General features: G+C 56.1%; 16 protein-coding genes. 15 read left to right on the forward strand and 1 reads right to left on the reverse strand.

Annotation, left to right across the window (positions count from 1 at the left end; all coding sequences use genetic code 11):
• The first annotated feature begins 13 nt into the window (after window positions 1-13).
• The 8 genes from FS690_RS06370 (at window position 14) to FS690_RS06405 (ending at window position 7,652) form a co-directional block, all read left to right on the forward strand.
• Entirely contained in the window at window positions 14-1,087 is a 1,074-nt protein-coding gene (locus FS690_RS06370) for a PhoH family protein (protein ID WP_094111648.1), read from the forward strand.
• Window positions 1,084-1,557, forward strand: coding sequence for an rRNA maturation RNase YbeY (ybeY, locus tag FS690_RS06375; protein WP_071668982.1), 474 nt, complete (start codon window positions 1,084-1,086; stop codon window positions 1,555-1,557). Before FS690_RS06370 ends, ybeY begins: the two co-directional genes overlap by 4 nt.
• A gap of 81 nt (window positions 1,558-1,638) precedes the next feature.
• Complete coding sequence (gene corC / locus FS690_RS06380) at window positions 1,639-2,520, forward strand: CNNM family magnesium/cobalt transport protein CorC (RefSeq protein ID WP_039383156.1); 882 nt, start codon at window positions 1,639-1,641, stop codon at window positions 2,518-2,520.
• 4 nt (window positions 2,521-2,524) lie between these two features.
• On the forward strand, window positions 2,525-4,051 hold the full coding sequence (gene lnt, locus FS690_RS06385; RefSeq protein ID WP_039383154.1) for an apolipoprotein N-acyltransferase: 1,527 nt from the start codon (window positions 2,525-2,527) through the stop codon (window positions 4,049-4,051).
• A gap of 403 nt (window positions 4,052-4,454) precedes the next feature.
• Window positions 4,455-5,348: a glutamate/aspartate ABC transporter substrate-binding protein gene (locus FS690_RS06390; RefSeq protein WP_104084662.1), complete on the forward strand. Its 894-nt coding sequence runs from the start codon at window positions 4,455-4,457 to the stop codon at window positions 5,346-5,348.
• Window positions 5,349-5,508: 160 nt separating this feature from the next.
• Window positions 5,509-6,249, forward strand: a complete 741-nt coding sequence (locus FS690_RS06395; RefSeq protein WP_039383152.1) for an amino acid ABC transporter permease — start codon at window positions 5,509-5,511, stop codon at window positions 6,247-6,249.
• Entirely contained in the window at window positions 6,249-6,926 is a 678-nt protein-coding gene (gltK, locus tag FS690_RS06400) for a glutamate/aspartate ABC transporter permease GltK (protein WP_039383151.1), read from the forward strand. The genes FS690_RS06395 and gltK overlap by 1 nt, the downstream gene beginning before the upstream one ends.
• Window positions 6,927-7,652, forward strand: a complete 726-nt coding sequence (locus FS690_RS06405; protein ID WP_039383149.1) for an amino acid ABC transporter ATP-binding protein — start codon at window positions 6,927-6,929, stop codon at window positions 7,650-7,652.
• Between the two features lie 58 nt (window positions 7,653-7,710).
• Here FS690_RS06405 and FS690_RS06410 read toward each other — a convergent pair whose 3' ends face one another.
• A complete protein-coding gene (locus tag FS690_RS06410; RefSeq protein WP_039383147.1) occupies window positions 7,711-8,193 on the reverse strand; it encodes a zinc ribbon-containing protein in 483 nt (160 codons plus the stop codon).
• 301 nt (window positions 8,194-8,494) lie between these two features.
• Here FS690_RS06410 and leuS point away from each other — a divergent pair, with 301 nt between their 5' ends.
• The 7 genes from leuS to mrdA all read left to right on the forward strand — a co-directional run bounded on the left by leuS (window position 8,495) and on the right by mrdA (window position 16,221).
• Entirely contained in the window at window positions 8,495-11,077 is a 2,583-nt protein-coding gene (leuS, locus tag FS690_RS06415) for a leucine--tRNA ligase (RefSeq protein WP_145339203.1), read from the forward strand.
• Between the two features lie 14 nt (window positions 11,078-11,091).
• Window positions 11,092-11,691, forward strand: a complete 600-nt coding sequence (lptE, locus tag FS690_RS06420; RefSeq protein WP_145339205.1) for an LPS assembly lipoprotein LptE — start codon at window positions 11,092-11,094, stop codon at window positions 11,689-11,691.
• Entirely contained in the window at window positions 11,688-12,719 is a 1,032-nt protein-coding gene (holA, locus tag FS690_RS06425; RefSeq protein ID WP_039383140.1) for a DNA polymerase III subunit delta, read from the forward strand. The genes lptE and holA overlap by 4 nt, the downstream gene beginning before the upstream one ends.
• Complete coding sequence (nadD, locus tag FS690_RS06430; RefSeq protein WP_094111645.1) at window positions 12,712-13,380, forward strand: nicotinate-nucleotide adenylyltransferase; 669 nt, start codon at window positions 12,712-12,714, stop codon at window positions 13,378-13,380. The genes holA and nadD overlap by 8 nt, the downstream gene beginning before the upstream one ends.
• 111 nt (window positions 13,381-13,491) lie before the next feature.
• Window positions 13,492-13,809 (forward strand): ribosome silencing factor, encoded by a 318-nt coding sequence (gene rsfS, locus FS690_RS06435; protein ID WP_071668979.1) that lies wholly within the window; start codon window positions 13,492-13,494, stop codon window positions 13,807-13,809.
• A 3-nt stretch (window positions 13,810-13,812) separates the two neighbouring features.
• Window positions 13,813-14,283: a 23S rRNA (pseudouridine(1915)-N(3))-methyltransferase RlmH gene (gene rlmH, locus FS690_RS06440; protein ID WP_071668978.1), complete on the forward strand. Its 471-nt coding sequence runs from the start codon at window positions 13,813-13,815 to the stop codon at window positions 14,281-14,283.
• A 33-nt stretch (window positions 14,284-14,316) separates the two neighbouring features.
• Window positions 14,317-16,221 (forward strand): peptidoglycan DD-transpeptidase MrdA, encoded by a 1,905-nt coding sequence (mrdA, locus tag FS690_RS06445; protein WP_071668977.1) that lies wholly within the window; start codon window positions 14,317-14,319, stop codon window positions 16,219-16,221.
• The last annotated feature ends 1 nt before the right edge of the window (window position 16,222 follow it).

A 16,222-nucleotide genomic window follows, 5' to 3' on the forward strand; every position in this document is an offset into this window, starting at 1 on the left:
CCAAAGGATTCAATTGAATATCGAAACTCGTGAAATCGCCCTGGAACCCGCCGATAACCAGCGTCTGATGAGCCTGTGCGGTCCGTTTGATGACAATGTGAAGCAGCTGGAACGCCGTCTGGGCATCGAAATCAACCGCCGCGACAACCATTTCAAACTGGTGGGCCGCGCGCTCAGCGTGGAGGCCGCCGCGCATATTCTGCGTACGCTGTACGTGGATACTGCCCCGGTACGCGGCCATATTCCGGATATCGAACCGGATCACATCCATCTGGCCATTAAAGAGAGCCGGGTGCTGGAGCAGACCGCTGAAAGTGTGCCGGAGTATGGCAAAGCGGTAAACATTAAAACCAAACGCGGTGTGATTAAGCCGCGCACGCCGAATCAGGCGCAGTACATCGCCAACATCCTCGACCACGATATCACCTTTGGTATCGGCCCGGCGGGTACCGGTAAAACCTATCTTGCGGTTGCCGCCGCGGTTGATGCGCTGGAGCGCCAGGAGATTCGTCGTATCCTGCTGACCCGCCCGGCGGTAGAAGCGGGTGAAAAACTGGGCTTTCTGCCTGGCGATCTGAGCCAGAAGGTTGATCCCTATCTGCGCCCGCTTTATGACGCGCTGTTTGAGATGCTCGGCTTTGAACGGGTTGAGAAGCTGATGGAGCGCAACGTGATTGAGGTCGCACCGCTCGCCTATATGCGCGGTCGTACGCTGAATGATGCGTTTGTGATCCTTGATGAAAGCCAGAACACCACCATTGAACAGATGAAGATGTTCCTGACGCGCATCGGCTTTAACTCCAAAGCGGTGATCACCGGTGACGTGACGCAGATTGACCTGCCGCGCAGCACCAAGTCGGGTCTGCGCCACGCGATTGAAGTGCTGGCTGACGTCGAAGAGATCAGCTTTAACTTCTTCCACAGCGAAGATGTGGTACGCCATCCGGTAGTGGCACGTATTGTGAACGCTTATGAAGCCTGGGAAGAGGCGGATCAGAAGCGTCGTGATAAACTGGCGGAAGAGCGTAAACGGGAGTCGCTGGCCGCACAGGCTGTGCACTCCACACCACCACAGGAGCCGTCATGAGTACGGTAGTACTGGATTTACAGCAGGCCTGCGCCGACGCGCACGGCCTGCCGGAAGAAACCGCTTTTCAGCGCTGGCTGGAAGCGGCCGTTACCCCCTTTCAGCCAGAAAGTGAGGTCACGATTCGCCTGGTTGATGAAGCGGAGAGTCACGAGCTAAACCTGACTTATCGCGGCAAAGACAAGCCGACCAACGTGCTCTCTTTTCCTTTTGAAGCGCCGCCAGGAATTGAGCTGCCGCTGCTGGGTGATTTAATTATCTGTCGCCAGGTGGTTGAGCAGGAAGCGGCTGAACAGGGTAAAAGCACTGAAGCACACTGGGCACACATGGTCGTACACGGCACGCTGCATCTGCTGGGCTATGACCATATTGAAGACAGTGAAGCCGAAGAGATGGAGGCGCTGGAGACTGAGATAATGCTTGCTCTTGGTTATCCTGACCCGTACATTTCGGAGAAAGAAGACGCCTGAGCCGTGGGTTCAGGCTACTGTGCTGCCGGCGGGACGCGGGCAGCTATCCTTATCTAACAGCGAGATCGTAATTAAAACGCCATGAGCGACGACCATTCTCAAAACAACGACGCCCCCAGTAGTAAAAAGGGCTTCTTTTCCCTGCTGCTTAGCCAGCTGTTTCACGGTGAACCTAAAAATCGTGATGAACTGCTGGGTCTGATCCGTGATTCTGAACAAAAAGAGCTGATTGACCAGGATACCCGCGACATGCTGGAAGGGGTGCTCGACATCGCCGAACAGCGCGTACGCGATATCATGATCCCACGCTCACAGATGATCACCCTGAAGCGCAATCAGAGTCTGGAAGAGTGCCTGGCCGTGATTATTGAATCTGCGCACTCCCGTTTTCCGGTCATCAGCGAAGATAAAGATCACGTTGAAGGCATTCTGATGGCGAAAGATCTGCTGCCGTTTATGAGCAGCAGCGCTGAGCCCTTCAGTATGGAAAAGGTGCTGCGTCCTGCGGTAGTGGTGCCGGAAAGCAAGCGCGTTGACCGCATGCTGAAAGAGTTCCGCTCGCAGCGCTATCATATGGCGATTGTTATTGATGAATTTGGTGGCGTATCCGGCCTGGTGACCATCGAAGATATTCTGGAGCTGATTGTCGGCGAAATCGAAGATGAGTATGACGACGAAGAAGATCGCGACATCCGCCAGCTGAATCGCCATACCTACACGTTACGCGCGCTGACGCCGATTGAAGATTTCAACGAGGCGTTCGGCACCGATTTCAGCGATGACGAAGTGGATACGATTGGCGGTCTGGTTATGCAGGGCTTTGGCCACCTTCCGGCTCGCGGCGAGAGTATCACTATTGATGGCTACCACTTCAAAGTCGCTATGGCGGACAGCCGTCGTATTATTCAGGTGCATGTGAAAATTCCGGAAGATTCTCCACAACCGCAACTCGAAGACGAATAACTTTATGGCATCTGCCTCTCTTTTTTCCCGCCAGCGGGTGCGTCTGCTGCTGGCGCTGATAGCGGGTGCCACCGGCACCCTCGCCTTTTCTCCTTACGATTTCTGGCCTGCGGCGCTTATCTCCCTGGCGGGTTTGCAGGTATTACTGCTAAACCGTCGTCCTGCCCAGGCTGCAGCGCTTGGCTTTACATGGGGCTTTGGCCTGTTTGGCAGCGGCATTAACTGGGTCTATGTCAGCATCGCTACCTTTGGCGGTATGCCCGGGCCGGTAAACGTCTTTCTGGTGCTGCTGCTGGCAGCATATCTGGCGCTCTATCCGCTGCTGTTTGCCGTGGTGCTCAACCGCTTCTGGCCGCGTGCTACTCTATGGCGGCTGGCGCTGGCGGCGCCGGCGTTATGGCAAATCAGTGAGTTTCTGCGCGGCTGGGTCCTGACGGGTTTCCCCTGGCTGCAGTTTGGCTACAGCCAGATTGACGGTCCGCTGAAAGGTATTGCGCCACTTGCGGGCGTAGAGACCATTACCTTCCTGCTGATGATGATTGCCGGCCTGCTGGTCTTTGCCCTGCATCAGCGCAGTCTGAAAAGCCTGATTGTTGCCGCAGCCCTGCTGCTGCTGCCGTGGCCGCTGCGTATGCTGCACTGGTATCAGCCGCTGCCGGCACGCAGTGTGGACGTGGCGATGGTACAGGGTAATATCCCGCAATCGATGAAGTGGGATCCGCAGCAGCTGCGCGACACGCTGCGCGTCTATACCAGCTACAGTCAGCCCTATATCGGCAGTGCGCCGCTGATTATCTGGCCTGAATCAGCTATTACCGATCTTGAAAGTAACCAGCAGCCCTTTTTACAGGCGCTGGACGCGGAACTGCGCGCGCGCGGCAGCAGTTTGATCACCGGCATTGTTGACTCACGCGTTGAGGGTGATAACCGCTATCACGACTATAACTCCGTCATCGTGCTCGGTGGCAAACAGCCTTATAACTACCAGAGCCGTAACCGCTATCAGAAAAATCACCTGGTGCCGTTCGGCGAGTTTGTGCCGCTGGAGAGCCTGCTTCGTCCGCTGGCGCCGTTCTTCGATCTGCCCATGTCCTCTTTCAGCCGCGGTGCTTACATCCAGCCACAGCTGAACGTGGCGGGTTATAACCTCACCAGCGCCATCTGCTATGAAATCGTTCTGGGCGAACAGGTACGTGCCAACTTCCGGCCAGATACCAACTTCCTGCTGACGGTTTCAAATGATGCCTGGTTCGGCCACTCGATCGGTCCGTGGCAGCATTTTCAGATGGCGCGCATGCGTGCGCTTGAGCTGGGACGCCCGCTGCTGCGCTCGACAAACAATGGCGTTACGGCCGTGGTCAACGCCGACGGCGACGTTGAAAAGATGATCCCGCAGTTTACCCGCCGGGTACTGGAGGCGCGCGTAACGCCTGCTGCAGGCGAAACGCCCTATGCGCGCAGCGGTATCTGGCCGGTCTGGTTACTGACGCTGGCAGCGATCACCGCCGCCATTGCACGCCGGCGCGTCTGACGCTCGCGTCTCCCTGAAAGCGAAGCCACGGCTTCGCTTTTTTTTGTCTTTCCGCTGAAACATTCTCCTGCAATGCTGCGTAATGTGGCACGAAGCTTGCTGTTAACCATAACGACAGCGGCGAATCCCGGCAGCAGGCTTGCTGTCGTGAATTTCACGCACTGTTAACGGGCATGATTGCGCACTGAAACAGCGCAAGGCAGCTACATTGCCTTGTAATGGTGCGGAGCGGCTCGCAAAAAACAAACTTTTTTGTTTCATTGCGTTAACATTTCGCTATGTTAGTCCCCTATCCTGCGCGCAGTTGCGCTAAAGGATTATTAAAAAAGCAGCAGGACACAGACATAACATCACGCTCTGCGCAGTTTTATTCTGCGCGACATTCACACGAAGGAGTTGGAACATGCAAATGCGCAAAGTGGCCTTATCACTTCTGCTGTTGGGAGCAGCAGCGGGCGCGGCTCAGGCAGAAGATTTCACCGGCACGCTGAAAAAGATTAACGACAGCGGCGTTATTGTCGTCGGCCATCGTGAGTCATCCGTTCCCTTTTCTTATTATGACAACCAGCAAAAAGTCGTCGGCTATTCGCAGGACTACTCCAGCGCCATTGTGGCAGCGATCAAAGCCAAACTGAATAAACCCGATCTGCAGATCAAGATGCTGCCAATTACCTCGCAGAACCGTATTCCTCTGCTGCAGAACGGCACTTACGATTTTGAATGTGGTTCCACGACAAACAACGTTGAGCGTCAGCAGCAGGCGGCCTTCTCTGACACCATCTTCATCATCGGCACCCGTTTACTGGTGAAAAAAGGCGGTGACATTAAAGATTTCACCGATCTGAAAGGCAAAACGGTTGTGGTCACCTCCGGTACCACCTCTGAAATTCTGCTGCGCAAGCTGAATGATGAGAAAAAGCTCGATATGCGCATTATCAGCGCTAAAGATCATGGCGATTCGTTCCGCACGCTGGAAACCGGACGTGCCGTCGCCTTTATGATGGATGATGCCCTGCTGGCCGGTGAGCGCGCCAAGGCGAAAAAGCCTGATAACTGGGAGATTACGGGTACCGCGCAATCCAAAGAGGCTTACGGCTGCATGCTGCGTAAAGACGATCCACAGTTCAAACAACTGCTGGATGAAACCATTGCTAAGGCACAGACCTCCGGTGAAGCGACCAAATGGTTTGATAAATGGTTTAAACAGCCTATTCCGCCAAAAAACCTCAATCTGAATTTTGAACTCTCCTCCGATATGCAGGCCCTGTTTAAATCACCTAACGACAAGGCGCTGTAACGTAACAACGATAACAAGGGCGGCCAGGCTGCCCTCCTGATTGCTGAACATGCGGTACGGACAGACAGACTGCTGCGGGTCGTTCCCCTGCGGCAGGAAAAAAGAGACCGCTCAACAATCTTATGGGTAGCCTGGCTACCCTTTTTTACCGGAGCTCGTTATGGGTATCGACTGGAACTGGGGCATCTTTTTACAGCAGGCTCCGTTCGGCAATACGACCTACCTTGGCTGGCTGTGGTCCGGATTTCAGGTGACCGTCGCGGTCTCCTGCTGCGCCTGGATTATCGCCTTCCTGGTGGGATCGCTGTTTGGCATTCTGCGTACCGTACCGAATCGCCTGCTGGCTGCGATTGGCACCTGCTATGTAGAGCTGTTTCGTAATATCCCGCTGATTGTGCAGTTTTTCTTCTGGTATCTGGTGGCGCCGGAACTGGTTGGTGAGAAGCTCGGCATGTGGTTTAAGGCGGAGCTTGATCCAAACATTCAGTTCTTCCTCTCCTCCATGATCTGTCTCGGACTTTTTACCGCAGCGCGCGTCTGCGAGCAGGTGCGGGCGGCGATTCAGTCGCTGCCGCGCGGACAGAAAAATGCCGGACTGGCTATGGGGCTGACGCTGCCACAAACCTATCGTTATGTGCTGCTGCCTAACGCCTACCGGGTGATTGTGCCGCCGATGACCTCGGAAATGCTGAACCTGGTCAAGAACTCCGCCATCGCCTCCACGATTGGCCTGGTCGACCTGGCTGCCCAGGCGGGCAAGCTGCTCGACTACTCGGCGCACGCCTATGAGTCCTTTACTGCGATTACGCTCGCCTATGTCGGCATCAATCTGGTGATTATGCTGGTCATGGGTCTGGTAGAACGCAAAATTCGCCTGCCCGGCAACCTGGGAGGGAAATAATGTACGATTTTGACTGGAGCTCTATTCCGCCCAGCCTGCCCTACCTGCTTAATGGCATGGTGATTACGCTTAAAATTACCGCCGTCGCGGTGGTGTTCGGCATTATCTGGGGCACCATTCTGGCCGTTATGCGCCTCTCAACGTTTGCCCCGGTACGCTGGTTTGCAAAACTCTACGTCAACCTGTTCCGTTCAGTCCCTTTGGTGATGGTACTGCTGTGGTTCTATCTGGTTGTGCCGAGTTTTCTGCAGCAGGTGCTGGGCCTGTCGCCGCAGACGGATATTCGTCTTATCTCTGCCATGGTGGCCTTTGCGCTGTTTGAGGCTGCTTATTATTCGGAGATTATTCGCGCCGGTATCCAGAGCATCTCTCGCGGACAATCAAATGCCGCACTGGCGCTCGGCATGACGCAGTGGCAATCAATGAAGCTGATTATTCTGCCGCAGGCGTTTCGCGCCATGGTGCCGCTGCTGCTTACTCAGGGCATTGTGCTGTTCCAGGATACCTCACTGGTCTATGTACTGAGCCTGGCTGATTTTTTCCGCACCGCCTCTACCATTGGCGAGCGCGATGGTACCCAGGTAGAAATGGTTCTGTTTGCCGGTCTGGTCTATTTCGCGATCAGCCTGAGCGCGTCGTTGCTGGTTAGCTATCTGAAAAGAAAAAGGACAGTTTAAATGATTAGCCTGAAAAATGTTTCTAAGTGGTATGGGCACTTTCAGGTGCTGACCGACTGCTCAACCGAGGTAAAAAAAGGAGAAGTGGTGGTGGTCTGCGGGCCCTCGGGCTCGGGCAAATCCACGCTGATTAAAACCGTCAACGGACTGGAGCCGGTTCAGCAGGGCAGCATTCAGGTCAACGGCACTGAAGTGAACAATAAAAAGACTAATCTGGCCAAACTGCGCAGTCAGGTCGGCATGGTGTTTCAGCACTTTGAGCTGTTTCCTCATCTGAGCATTATCGATAACCTGGTGCTGGCGCAGGTAAAAGTACTGAAGCGCGATAAAACGGCGGCGCGAGATAAAGGACAAGCCCTGCTGAAGCGCGTGGGGCTCTCTGCCCACGCGGAGAAGTTTCCGGGGCAGCTTTCAGGAGGCCAGCAACAGCGTGTGGCCATCGCCCGTGCGCTCTGTATGGACCCGATCGCCATGCTGTTTGATGAGCCCACCTCCGCGCTCGATCCGGAGATGATCAATGAAGTGCTGGATGTCATGGTTGAACTGGCAAACGAAGGCATGACGATGATGGTGGTGACGCACGAAATGGGCTTTGCGCGTAAGGTGGCTAATCGCGTTATCTTTATGGATGAAGGAAAAATTGTCGAAGATACCCGCAAAGATGACTTCTTTAATAATCCGCAGTCCGGGCGCGCGAAAGAGTTCCTGGCAAAAATTCTGCACTAACCGCTGAACCATGCGCGCCGCCTGCACACACGCAGCGGCGCGCTGTTAACGCAATCTGTCAGGGTTCAAACGGCTGGCGCTGAAACTGATCGTGATTGCACTCAGGGCAGCGCGTCAGGCTTTCAGGCGTATAGATAGCGCGCGTAAAGCCGCAGTTTTCGCACACCAGATTACCCAGCCCCACCACCTCACCGCTCTGATAAACGCCGTGATGATGCAGGTCTTTAAACACCTCACGCCACTCCAGCTGACTCTTATCTGTGATATCCGCCAGCTCTTTCCACAGGCTCTCACGGATCACACGTAAAAAGACCGAATCTTCCAGCGCGCTCTCCGCTTCGGGATAGCTGCGGGAGAATTCGTAAAGATCGCGTCGCACCGCCCGCATTACTTCATCCACTTCAGAAGATGAGAGACTCTCGTCGGTCAGCAGATCCTGACGCGCTTCCGCGACCAGCGCGTCGATATCGCGTTCACCGTGCTCCAGTCGCTGGGTTAACGTTGCTACCGTGGTTCGATACGCCTGCGCCACGTTATTCATTTTATTCTCCTTTCTGCTGTGAGGGCTGCTGTAAGTTTAGCCGCTTTATCGCAAAAGCTCTGACGGTCATCGCGGAAATTGCAAAAGCGCGGAAGCCGCAACGCATTCCGCAGAAAAGCGGCGGAGAGGGACGGTGAAATGTTGTTGAGGGCGGGGCTTATGGGTATGCTATGCGGATCATAAGTAGACAAACCCGGCCTGTCCGATGCGGCGGTCAAGCCATCAGGCGACGATGTCAGCGGCTCTGCTGCTGCAACAGGCGGTCCGGGAAAACGATTTTTACTAAGGATCACAGGCAGCCATGCAAGAGCAATACCGCCCGGAAGAGATAGAATCCCGCGTCCAGCAGCACTGGGACGAAAATGAAACCTTCAAAGTCACCGAGCAGGAAGGCAAAGAGAAATATTACTGCCTGTCGATGCTGCCCTATCCTTCTGGCCGCCTGCACATGGGCCACGTGCGTAACTACACCATTGGCGATGTTATTGCCCGCTATCAGCGCATGCTGGGCAAAAACGTCCTGCAGCCGATTGGCTGGGACGCTTTCGGTCTGCCCGCTGAAGGCGCTGCGGTAAAAAATAATACTGCGCCGGCGCCATGGACCTACGACAACATCAACTACATGAAGAACCAGCTGAAGCTGCTGGGCTTTGGCTACGACTGGAGCCGTGAACTGGCGACCTGTCAGCCAGAGTACTATCGCTGGGAACAGTGGTTCTTCACCAAACTTTACGAAAAAGGCCTGGTGTACAAAAAGACCTCGGCGGTGAACTGGTGCCCGAACGATCAGACCGTGCTGGCTAATGAGCAGGTAATCGATGGCTGCTGCTGGCGCTGCGACACCAAAGTTGAGCGCAAAGAGATCCCGCAGTGGTTTATCAAAATCACCGACTACGCTGAAGAACTGCTTAACGACCTCGACAAGCTGGATGAGTGGCCGGAGCAGGTTAAAACCATGCAGCGCAACTGGATCGGCCGTTCAGAAGGGGTTGAAATCACCTTTGACGTTGCGCACAGCGACGAAAAGGTCACGGTTTACACCACCCGTCCCGATACCTTTATGGGCGCGACCTACGTCGCCGTGGCGGCGGGTCATCCGCTGGCGCGACAGGCTGCCGCAGGCAATCCGGTGCTGGCCGATTTCATTGCCGAGTGCAGTACGACTAAAGTCGCAGAAGCGGATATGGCCACGATGGAGAAAAAAGGCATGGCGACCGGCCTGTCTGCTATCCATCCGCTGACCGGTGAAGCCATTCCGGTATGGGTCGCGAACTTTGTACTGATGGAATATGGCACCGGTGCGGTGATGGCGGTACCTGGTCATGACCAGCGCGACTGGGAGTTTGCGACTAAATATGGCCTGAACATCAAGCCTGTTATCCGCAACCTTGATGGCACAGAACCCGATCTGAGCAGCGGTGCCATGACCGAAAAAGGCACGCTGTTTAATTCCGGTGAGTTTGACGGTCTGGATCACCAGGCGGGCTTTAACGCAATCGCCGACGCGCTGACGGCAAAAGGCGTTGGCGTACGCAAAGTTAACTACCGTCTGCGCGACTGGGGCGTTTCGCGTCAGCGCTACTGGGGTGCACCTATTCCGATGGTCACGCTGGAAGATGGCACGGTCATCCCTGCGCCAGAAGATCAGCTGCCGGTTATCCTGCCGGAAGATGTGGTCATGGATGGTATCACCAGCCCGATCAAAGCGGACCCGGAGTGGGCTAAAACTACCGTGAATGGTCAGCCAGCACTGCGCGAAACTGATACCTTTGACACCTTTATGGAATCTTCCTGGTACTACGCGCGCTATACCTGCGCTAACTACAACGAAGGCATGCTGGATCCGGCGGCGGCCAACTACTGGCTGCCGGTAGACCAGTACGTAGGCGGTATCGAACACGCCATCATGCACCTGATGTACTTCCGCTTCTATCACAAGCTGCTGCGTGACGCGGGCCTGGTTAACTCCGATGAGCCAGCAAAACGCCTGCTGTGTCAGGGCATGGTGCTGGCGGACGCGTTCTACTATGTTGGCGTTAACGGCGAGCGCAACTGGGTCTCTCCGGTTGATGTTACCGTTGAGCGCGATGATAAAGGACGTATTACCAAAGCAGTGGACAATCAGGGCCGCGACGTTATCTACGCCGGCATGAGCAAAATGTCGAAGTCGAAAAACAACGGCATCGATCCACAGCTGATGGTTGAGCGTTACGGCGCCGATACCGTACGCCTGTTTATGATGTTTGCATCGCCGGCAGATATGACCCTGGAGTGGCAGGAGTCTGGTGTGGAAGGCGCTAACCGCTTCCTGAAACGCGTCTGGAAACTGGCTTACGATCACGTAGCGAAAGGCGCAACTGTCGCGCTGGATGTCAGCGCACTGAATGATGAACAGAAAGCGCTGCGTCGCGATCTGCATAAAACCATTGCGAAAGTCGCAGATGACATTGGTCGTCGCCAGACCTTTAACACCGCTATCGCTGCTATCATGGAGCTGATGAACAAGCTGCTGCGCGCGCCGCAGGAGAGCGAACAGGATCGCGCACTGATGCAGGAAGCGCTGGTCGCCGTTACGCGCCTGCTCTATCCGTTCACGCCGCACGCCAGCTATGTCCTGTGGCAGGCGCTGGGTGGCGAAGGCAGCATTGATAATGCGCCGTGGCCGGTAGCGGATGAAGCCGCAATGGTCGACGATTCAATGCTGGTTGTCGTTCAGGTTAACGGTAAAGTACGCGGTAAAGTCACCGTGGCAGCAGATGCCACTCAGGAGCAGGTGCAGGCGCGAGCCGCACAGGAGCCACTGGTGGCAAAATATCTGGACGGCGTCACCCTGCGAAAAGTGATTTATGTCCCTGGCAAACTGCTTAACCTGGTCGTGGGTTAAGTTCAGGAGGAACTGTGCGACAACTAGTTATCAGGCTGTTTGTCCTGTTTGCGGTGCTGATCACCGCAGGCTGTGGATTTCATCCGCGCGGCACCACTCAGGTGCCACCGGAGATGAAAACGCTGATTGTACAGAGTGGCGATCCTTACGGCCCGCTGGCGCGCACCGTGCGTCAGCAGCTGCGCATCAACGATGTAAACATCATTGAGGACAGCAAAGAGGCCAGCGCAACCTACCCGACGCTGCGTCTGGGAGGCGTGCGGCAGGCGCGTGACACGGCTTCAGTGTTTATCAGCGGTACCACGGCAGAATATTCGCTGGTGATGACGCTGACCGCACAGGTCGTGCTGCCCGGCAAAGGGATTTACCCTATCAGCACCACGGTCTACCGCTCGTTCTTCGACAACCCTAACGCCGCACTGGCAAAGGATGCGGAACAGGATATGATCCTGCAGGAGATGCGTCAGCGTGGAGCAGAGCAGCTGGTGCGTAAACTGCTGACGGTCCATGCCGCGCAGCTCAATAATAAAGAGACGCTGCCGGAGCCGGAGATCATCGCCCCGGGTTCTGATTCACCGGAAGTGCCCTCCTCTTCCGCCACCAGTCTGCAATGATCAGGATTTATCCTGAGCAACTGCGCGCGCAGCTTCGTGAGGGGCTGCGCGCCTGCTATTTTCTCGCCGGTAATGAACCCCTGCTGATCCAGGAGAGTGCGGATGCTATCCGCGCTGCTGCCGGCAGTCAGGGATTTGAAGAGCACTTTTCGGTCACGCTGGATGCCCAGACTGACTGGCAGGCGCTTTTTGCCAGCTGTCAGGCGCTGAGCCTGTTCACCCTGCGCCAGACGCTGACGCTGACGCTGCCGGAAAACGGCCCGAATGCTGCGATGGCTGAGCAGCTGGTTACCCTCTCTGCCCTGCTGCATAGCGATATCCTGCTGGTGCTGCGTATGACAAAGCTGACCAAAGCGCAGGAAAACAGCGCCTGGTACAAAGCGCTGAGTCCGCAGGCGGTGCTGGTGCCGTGTCAGACGCCGGAACAGGCACAGCTGCCGCGCTGGGTCGCCGCGCGGGCCAAAGCGATGCAGCTCAGCGTCGATGAGGCAGCGGTTCAGCTGCTGTGCTACTGCTATGAAGGCAATCTGCTGGCGCTGGCTCAGGCGCTGGAGCGGCTGTCGCTGCTCTGGCCTGACGGCAAACTGACGCTGCCGCGCGTGGAAGCCGCAGTCAATGATGCGGCCCATTTTACGCCATTTCACTGGGTGGATGCGCTGCTGGCGGGGAAAGGCAAGCGGGCGCTGCATATCCTGCATCAGCTGCAGAAAGAGGAGAGCGAACCGGTGATCCTGCTGCGCACCCTGCAGCGCGATCTGCTGACGCTGCTGCATCTGCAGCGCAATCAGGCTAAGCAGCCTCTGCGCACGCTGATGGATCAGCAGCGCATCTGGCAAAACCGGCGCGCGCTCTTCACCGGGGCGCTGCAGCGGCTGGACGCTGAACGACTGCATCAGGCGGTACACCTGCTGGCTGAGCTGGAGCTCACCATGAAGCAGGATTATGGCCAGAACCTCTGGCCGCAGCTGGAAACGCTCTCGCTGCTGCTCTGTCAGCGTCACTTTCCGTCAGGATTACATTATGTCTGAACTCTGCGCCCTGTTTGGCGGCACGTTTGATCCGGTGCATTATGGTCATCTGCGTCCGGCAGAGGCGCTGGCGCAGCAGGTCGGACTGAAAAAAGTCACGCTGATGCCTAACAATGTTCCCCCCCACCGGCCACAGCCGGAAGCGAGTGCCGCACAGCGGGTGGCGATGCTGCAGTGTGCGATTGCCGACCGGCCGCTGTTTGATATCGACACGCGCGAACTGCAGCGTCAGACCCCCTCCTGGACAGTGACTACGCTGGAAGCACTGCGCCAGGAGCGCGGCCCGCGGCAGCCGCTGGGCTTTATCATCGGTCAGGATTCGCTGCTGTCGCTGCATAAATGGCATCGCTGGCAGGAACTGCTGTCACTCTCCCATCTGCTGGTTTGCAAACGGCCGGGCTATGCGACGGAAATGGGTTCGCCTGAGATGCAGCGGTGGCTGGAGCAGCATCAGACGCAGGACAGTGCGGCGCTGCATCAGGCACCGGCAGGCCATATCTGGCTGGCGGAGACGCCGCTTTATGCGATTTCTGCCACCGAGATCCGCCAGCGGCGCCATCAGGGAGAATCCTGCAGCACGCTGCTGCCGCCAGCGGTGATCGACTATATCGATCGCGCTGGCCTCTATCTGGATGCTCCGCCCGCCGGCGCGGGTAAATAACCCGGATATATATCTCCTCCGGTTGTAGCATGCTATACTGCGCCGCTTAATTTTTGGCTGCATTTCCGGGCATTCAGCCAGCCCGCATTACCTGTTTTTAAGGGGAACCTTTTGCAAGGCAAAGCACTCCAAGAGTTCGTTATTGATAAGATTGATGATCTGAAAGGCCAGGATATCATTGCGATTGATGTCCAGGGCAAATCCAGCATCACCGATTACATGATCATCTGCACCGGCACCTCAACCCGCCACGTCTCCGCTATTGCCGATCACGTTATGCAGGAGTCCCGCGTAGCTGGCCTGACTCCGCTGGGCGTGGAAGGTAAAGCAGCGGCAGACTGGGTTGTCGTCGATCTCGGTGACGTCATTGTGCATGTAATGCAGGAAGAGAGCCGTCAGCTTTATGAGCTGGAAAAGCTCTGGAGCTAAGCAGTGAAACTGCAACTTGTAGCCGTTGGCACCAAAATGCCCGACTGGGTTCAGACCGGTTTTATGGAGTATCTGCGGCGCTTTCCGAAAGATATGCCGTTTGAGCTGACTGAAGTTCCGGCCGGGAAACGCGGCAAAAACGCTGACATCAAACGCATTCTGGAAAAAGAAGGTGAAGCGATGCTGGCGGCAACAGGCAAAGGCAACCGTATTGTCACGCTCGACATTCCCGGACAGCCGTGGGAGACCCCGCAGCTGGCGCAGCAGCTGGAGCGCTGGAAGCTGGATGGTCGTGATGTCAGCCTGCTGATTGGTGGTCCTGAAGGCCTGGCTCCGGCGTGTAAAGCCGCTGCTGAACAGAGCTGGTCGCTGTCGGCGCTGACGCTGCCTCATCCGCTGGTACGCGTGCTGGTTGCTGAGAGCCTATACCGCGCCTGGAGTATCACCACGAATCACCCTTATCATCGTGAATAAACGCCCGACAACCTCCAGATAAAAACGCAGCGGATGAAACTACAGAGCAACGCTTTTCGCGATTACACTGCCGAACAAAAACTGTTTGTCCGCCGCGCCCTTGTGGCGTTCATCGGCATTCTGCTGCTCTCCTGCGTGCTGGTTTTCAACCTCTATCATCTGCAGATCCTGCGCTTTGATGATTACAGCACCCGCTCGAATGAAAACCGTATCAAGCTGGTGCCGGTCGCCCCGAGTCGCGGTATCATCTACGATCGCAACGGCGTTCCGCTGGCGCTGAACCGCACGATTTACCAGGCTGAACTGGTGCCGGAAAAAGTTGACGACCTTAAGCAGACGCTGCAGGCGCTGCGACCAGTGCTGGATCTGACTGACGACGATATCGACGCTTTTGAAAAAGAGCGCAAGCGCTCGCGTCGCTTTACCTCTATTCCGGTAAAAACCGGCCTGAATGAAGTACAGGTCGCACGTTTTGCCGTGAATCAATACCGCTTTCCCGGCGTGGAAGTTAAAGGCTACCAGCGCCGCTATTATCCTTATGGTCAGACGCTGACCCACGTTGTGGGATACGTATCGAAAATCAACGATCGTGACGTAAAACGCCTTGATGAAGAGGGCAAGTGGCCTAACTATGCCGCCACGCATGATATTGGCAAGCTAGGTATCGAAAACTACTACGAAGATGTGCTGCATGGCAAAACCGGCTATGAAGAGGTTGAGGTCAATAACCGCGGACGCGTGATACGCCAGCTGCATGAGCAATCCCCGCAGGCGGGCCGCGATATCTGGCTGACCGTTGACCTGCGGCTTCAGCAGTACATTGAAACGCTGCTGACCGGCAGCCGGGCGGCGGTAGTCGTCAGCGATCCGCGCACCGGTGAGATCCTGGCGCTGGTCTCCACGCCAAGCTACGACCCCAACCTGTTTGTCGATGGGATCTCCAGTAAAGATTACAAGGCGCTGCTCAGTGATGAAAACCGGCCGCTCTATAACCGTGCGCTGCAGGCTGCCTATCCGCCCGCCTCAACGGTAAAACCTTACGTAGCGGTATCAGCGCTGAGCGCGGGGGTCATTAACCGTAATACCAGCCTGTTTGATCCTGGCTGGTGGCAGCTGCCCGGTTCTGAAAAGCGTTATCGCGACTGGAAAAAGTGGGGCCACGGCCGTCTTAACGTGACCAAATCGCTGGAAGAGTCAGCCGATACGTTCTTCTATCAGGTCGCCTACGATATGGGCATCGATCGCCTCTCCGAGTGGATGACTAAATTTGGCTATGGTCATCGCACCGGTATTGACCTGCCGCAGGAGAGCGCCGGTAACATGCCGACGCGCGACTGGAAAATGAAGCGTTTTAAAAAGCCCTGGTATCAGGGTGACACCATTCCGGTCGGCATCGGACAGGGTTACTGGACCGCTACGCCGGTACAGATGAACAAAGCGATGATGATCCTGATTAATGACGGCGTGATCAAAGTGCCGCATCTGCTGCGCGCTACGCGTGAGGGCAGCGCCATGGTGCCTTATCGTCAGCCGCCTGATGCGCCGATTGGCGATATTCACTCCGGGTACTGGGAAATTGCCAAAGATGGCATGTATGGCGTCGCCAACCGGCCTAACGGGACTGCGCACAAAAGCTTTGCTGATGCGCCCTATAAGATTGCTGCCAAATCAGGTACCGCCCAGGTATTTGGTCTGAAAGAGAATGAGACCTATAACGCGCATAAAATTGCCGAGCGCCTGCGCGATCACAAACTTATGACCGCGTTTGCGCCGTACGACAAACCGCGGGTGGCCGTGACCATCATTCTGGAGAACGGTGGTGCCGGCCCGGCGGTGGGAACCGTGATGCGCCAGATCCTCGATCACATAATGCTGGGTGACAATAATACGGTGCTGCCTGAAGCCGCCCCGACGCCGCCCGGCTACGAAGGTGAATAAT

It is taken from the genome of Pantoea sp. PSNIH1 (genome assembly GCF_007680655.1).
Lineage (GTDB): Bacteria > Pseudomonadota > Gammaproteobacteria > Enterobacterales > Enterobacteriaceae > Pantoea > Pantoea eucrina.

Bases quoted from the DNA above. Each gene is read 5' to 3' on its own strand.
- FS690_RS06410 (WP_039383147.1), bottom strand. From the start codon at position 8,193: ATGAATAACGTGGCGCAGGCGTATCGAACCACGGTAGCAACGTTAACC.
- gltK (WP_039383151.1), top strand. From the start codon at position 6,249: ATGTACGATTTTGACTGGAGCTCTATTCCGCCCAGCCTGCCCTACCTG.
- leuS (WP_145339203.1), top strand. From the start codon at position 8,495: ATGCAAGAGCAATACCGCCCGGAAGAGATAGAATCCCGCGTCCAGCAG.
- corC (WP_039383156.1), top strand. From the start codon at position 1,639: ATGAGCGACGACCATTCTCAAAACAACGACGCCCCCAGTAGTAAAAAG.
- lnt (WP_039383154.1), top strand. From the start codon at position 2,525: ATGGCATCTGCCTCTCTTTTTTCCCGCCAGCGGGTGCGTCTGCTGCTG.
- ybeY (WP_071668982.1), top strand. From the start codon at position 1,084: ATGAGTACGGTAGTACTGGATTTACAGCAGGCCTGCGCCGACGCGCAC.
- mrdA (WP_071668977.1), top strand. From the start codon at position 14,317: ATGAAACTACAGAGCAACGCTTTTCGCGATTACACTGCCGAACAAAAA.
- holA (WP_039383140.1), top strand. From the start codon at position 11,688: ATGATCAGGATTTATCCTGAGCAACTGCGCGCGCAGCTTCGTGAGGGG.
- FS690_RS06395 (WP_039383152.1), top strand. From the start codon at position 5,509: ATGGGTATCGACTGGAACTGGGGCATCTTTTTACAGCAGGCTCCGTTC.
- nadD (WP_094111645.1), top strand. From the start codon at position 12,712: ATGTCTGAACTCTGCGCCCTGTTTGGCGGCACGTTTGATCCGGTGCAT.
- FS690_RS06405 (WP_039383149.1), top strand. From the start codon at position 6,927: ATGATTAGCCTGAAAAATGTTTCTAAGTGGTATGGGCACTTTCAGGTG.
- FS690_RS06390 (WP_104084662.1), top strand. From the start codon at position 4,455: ATGCAAATGCGCAAAGTGGCCTTATCACTTCTGCTGTTGGGAGCAGCA.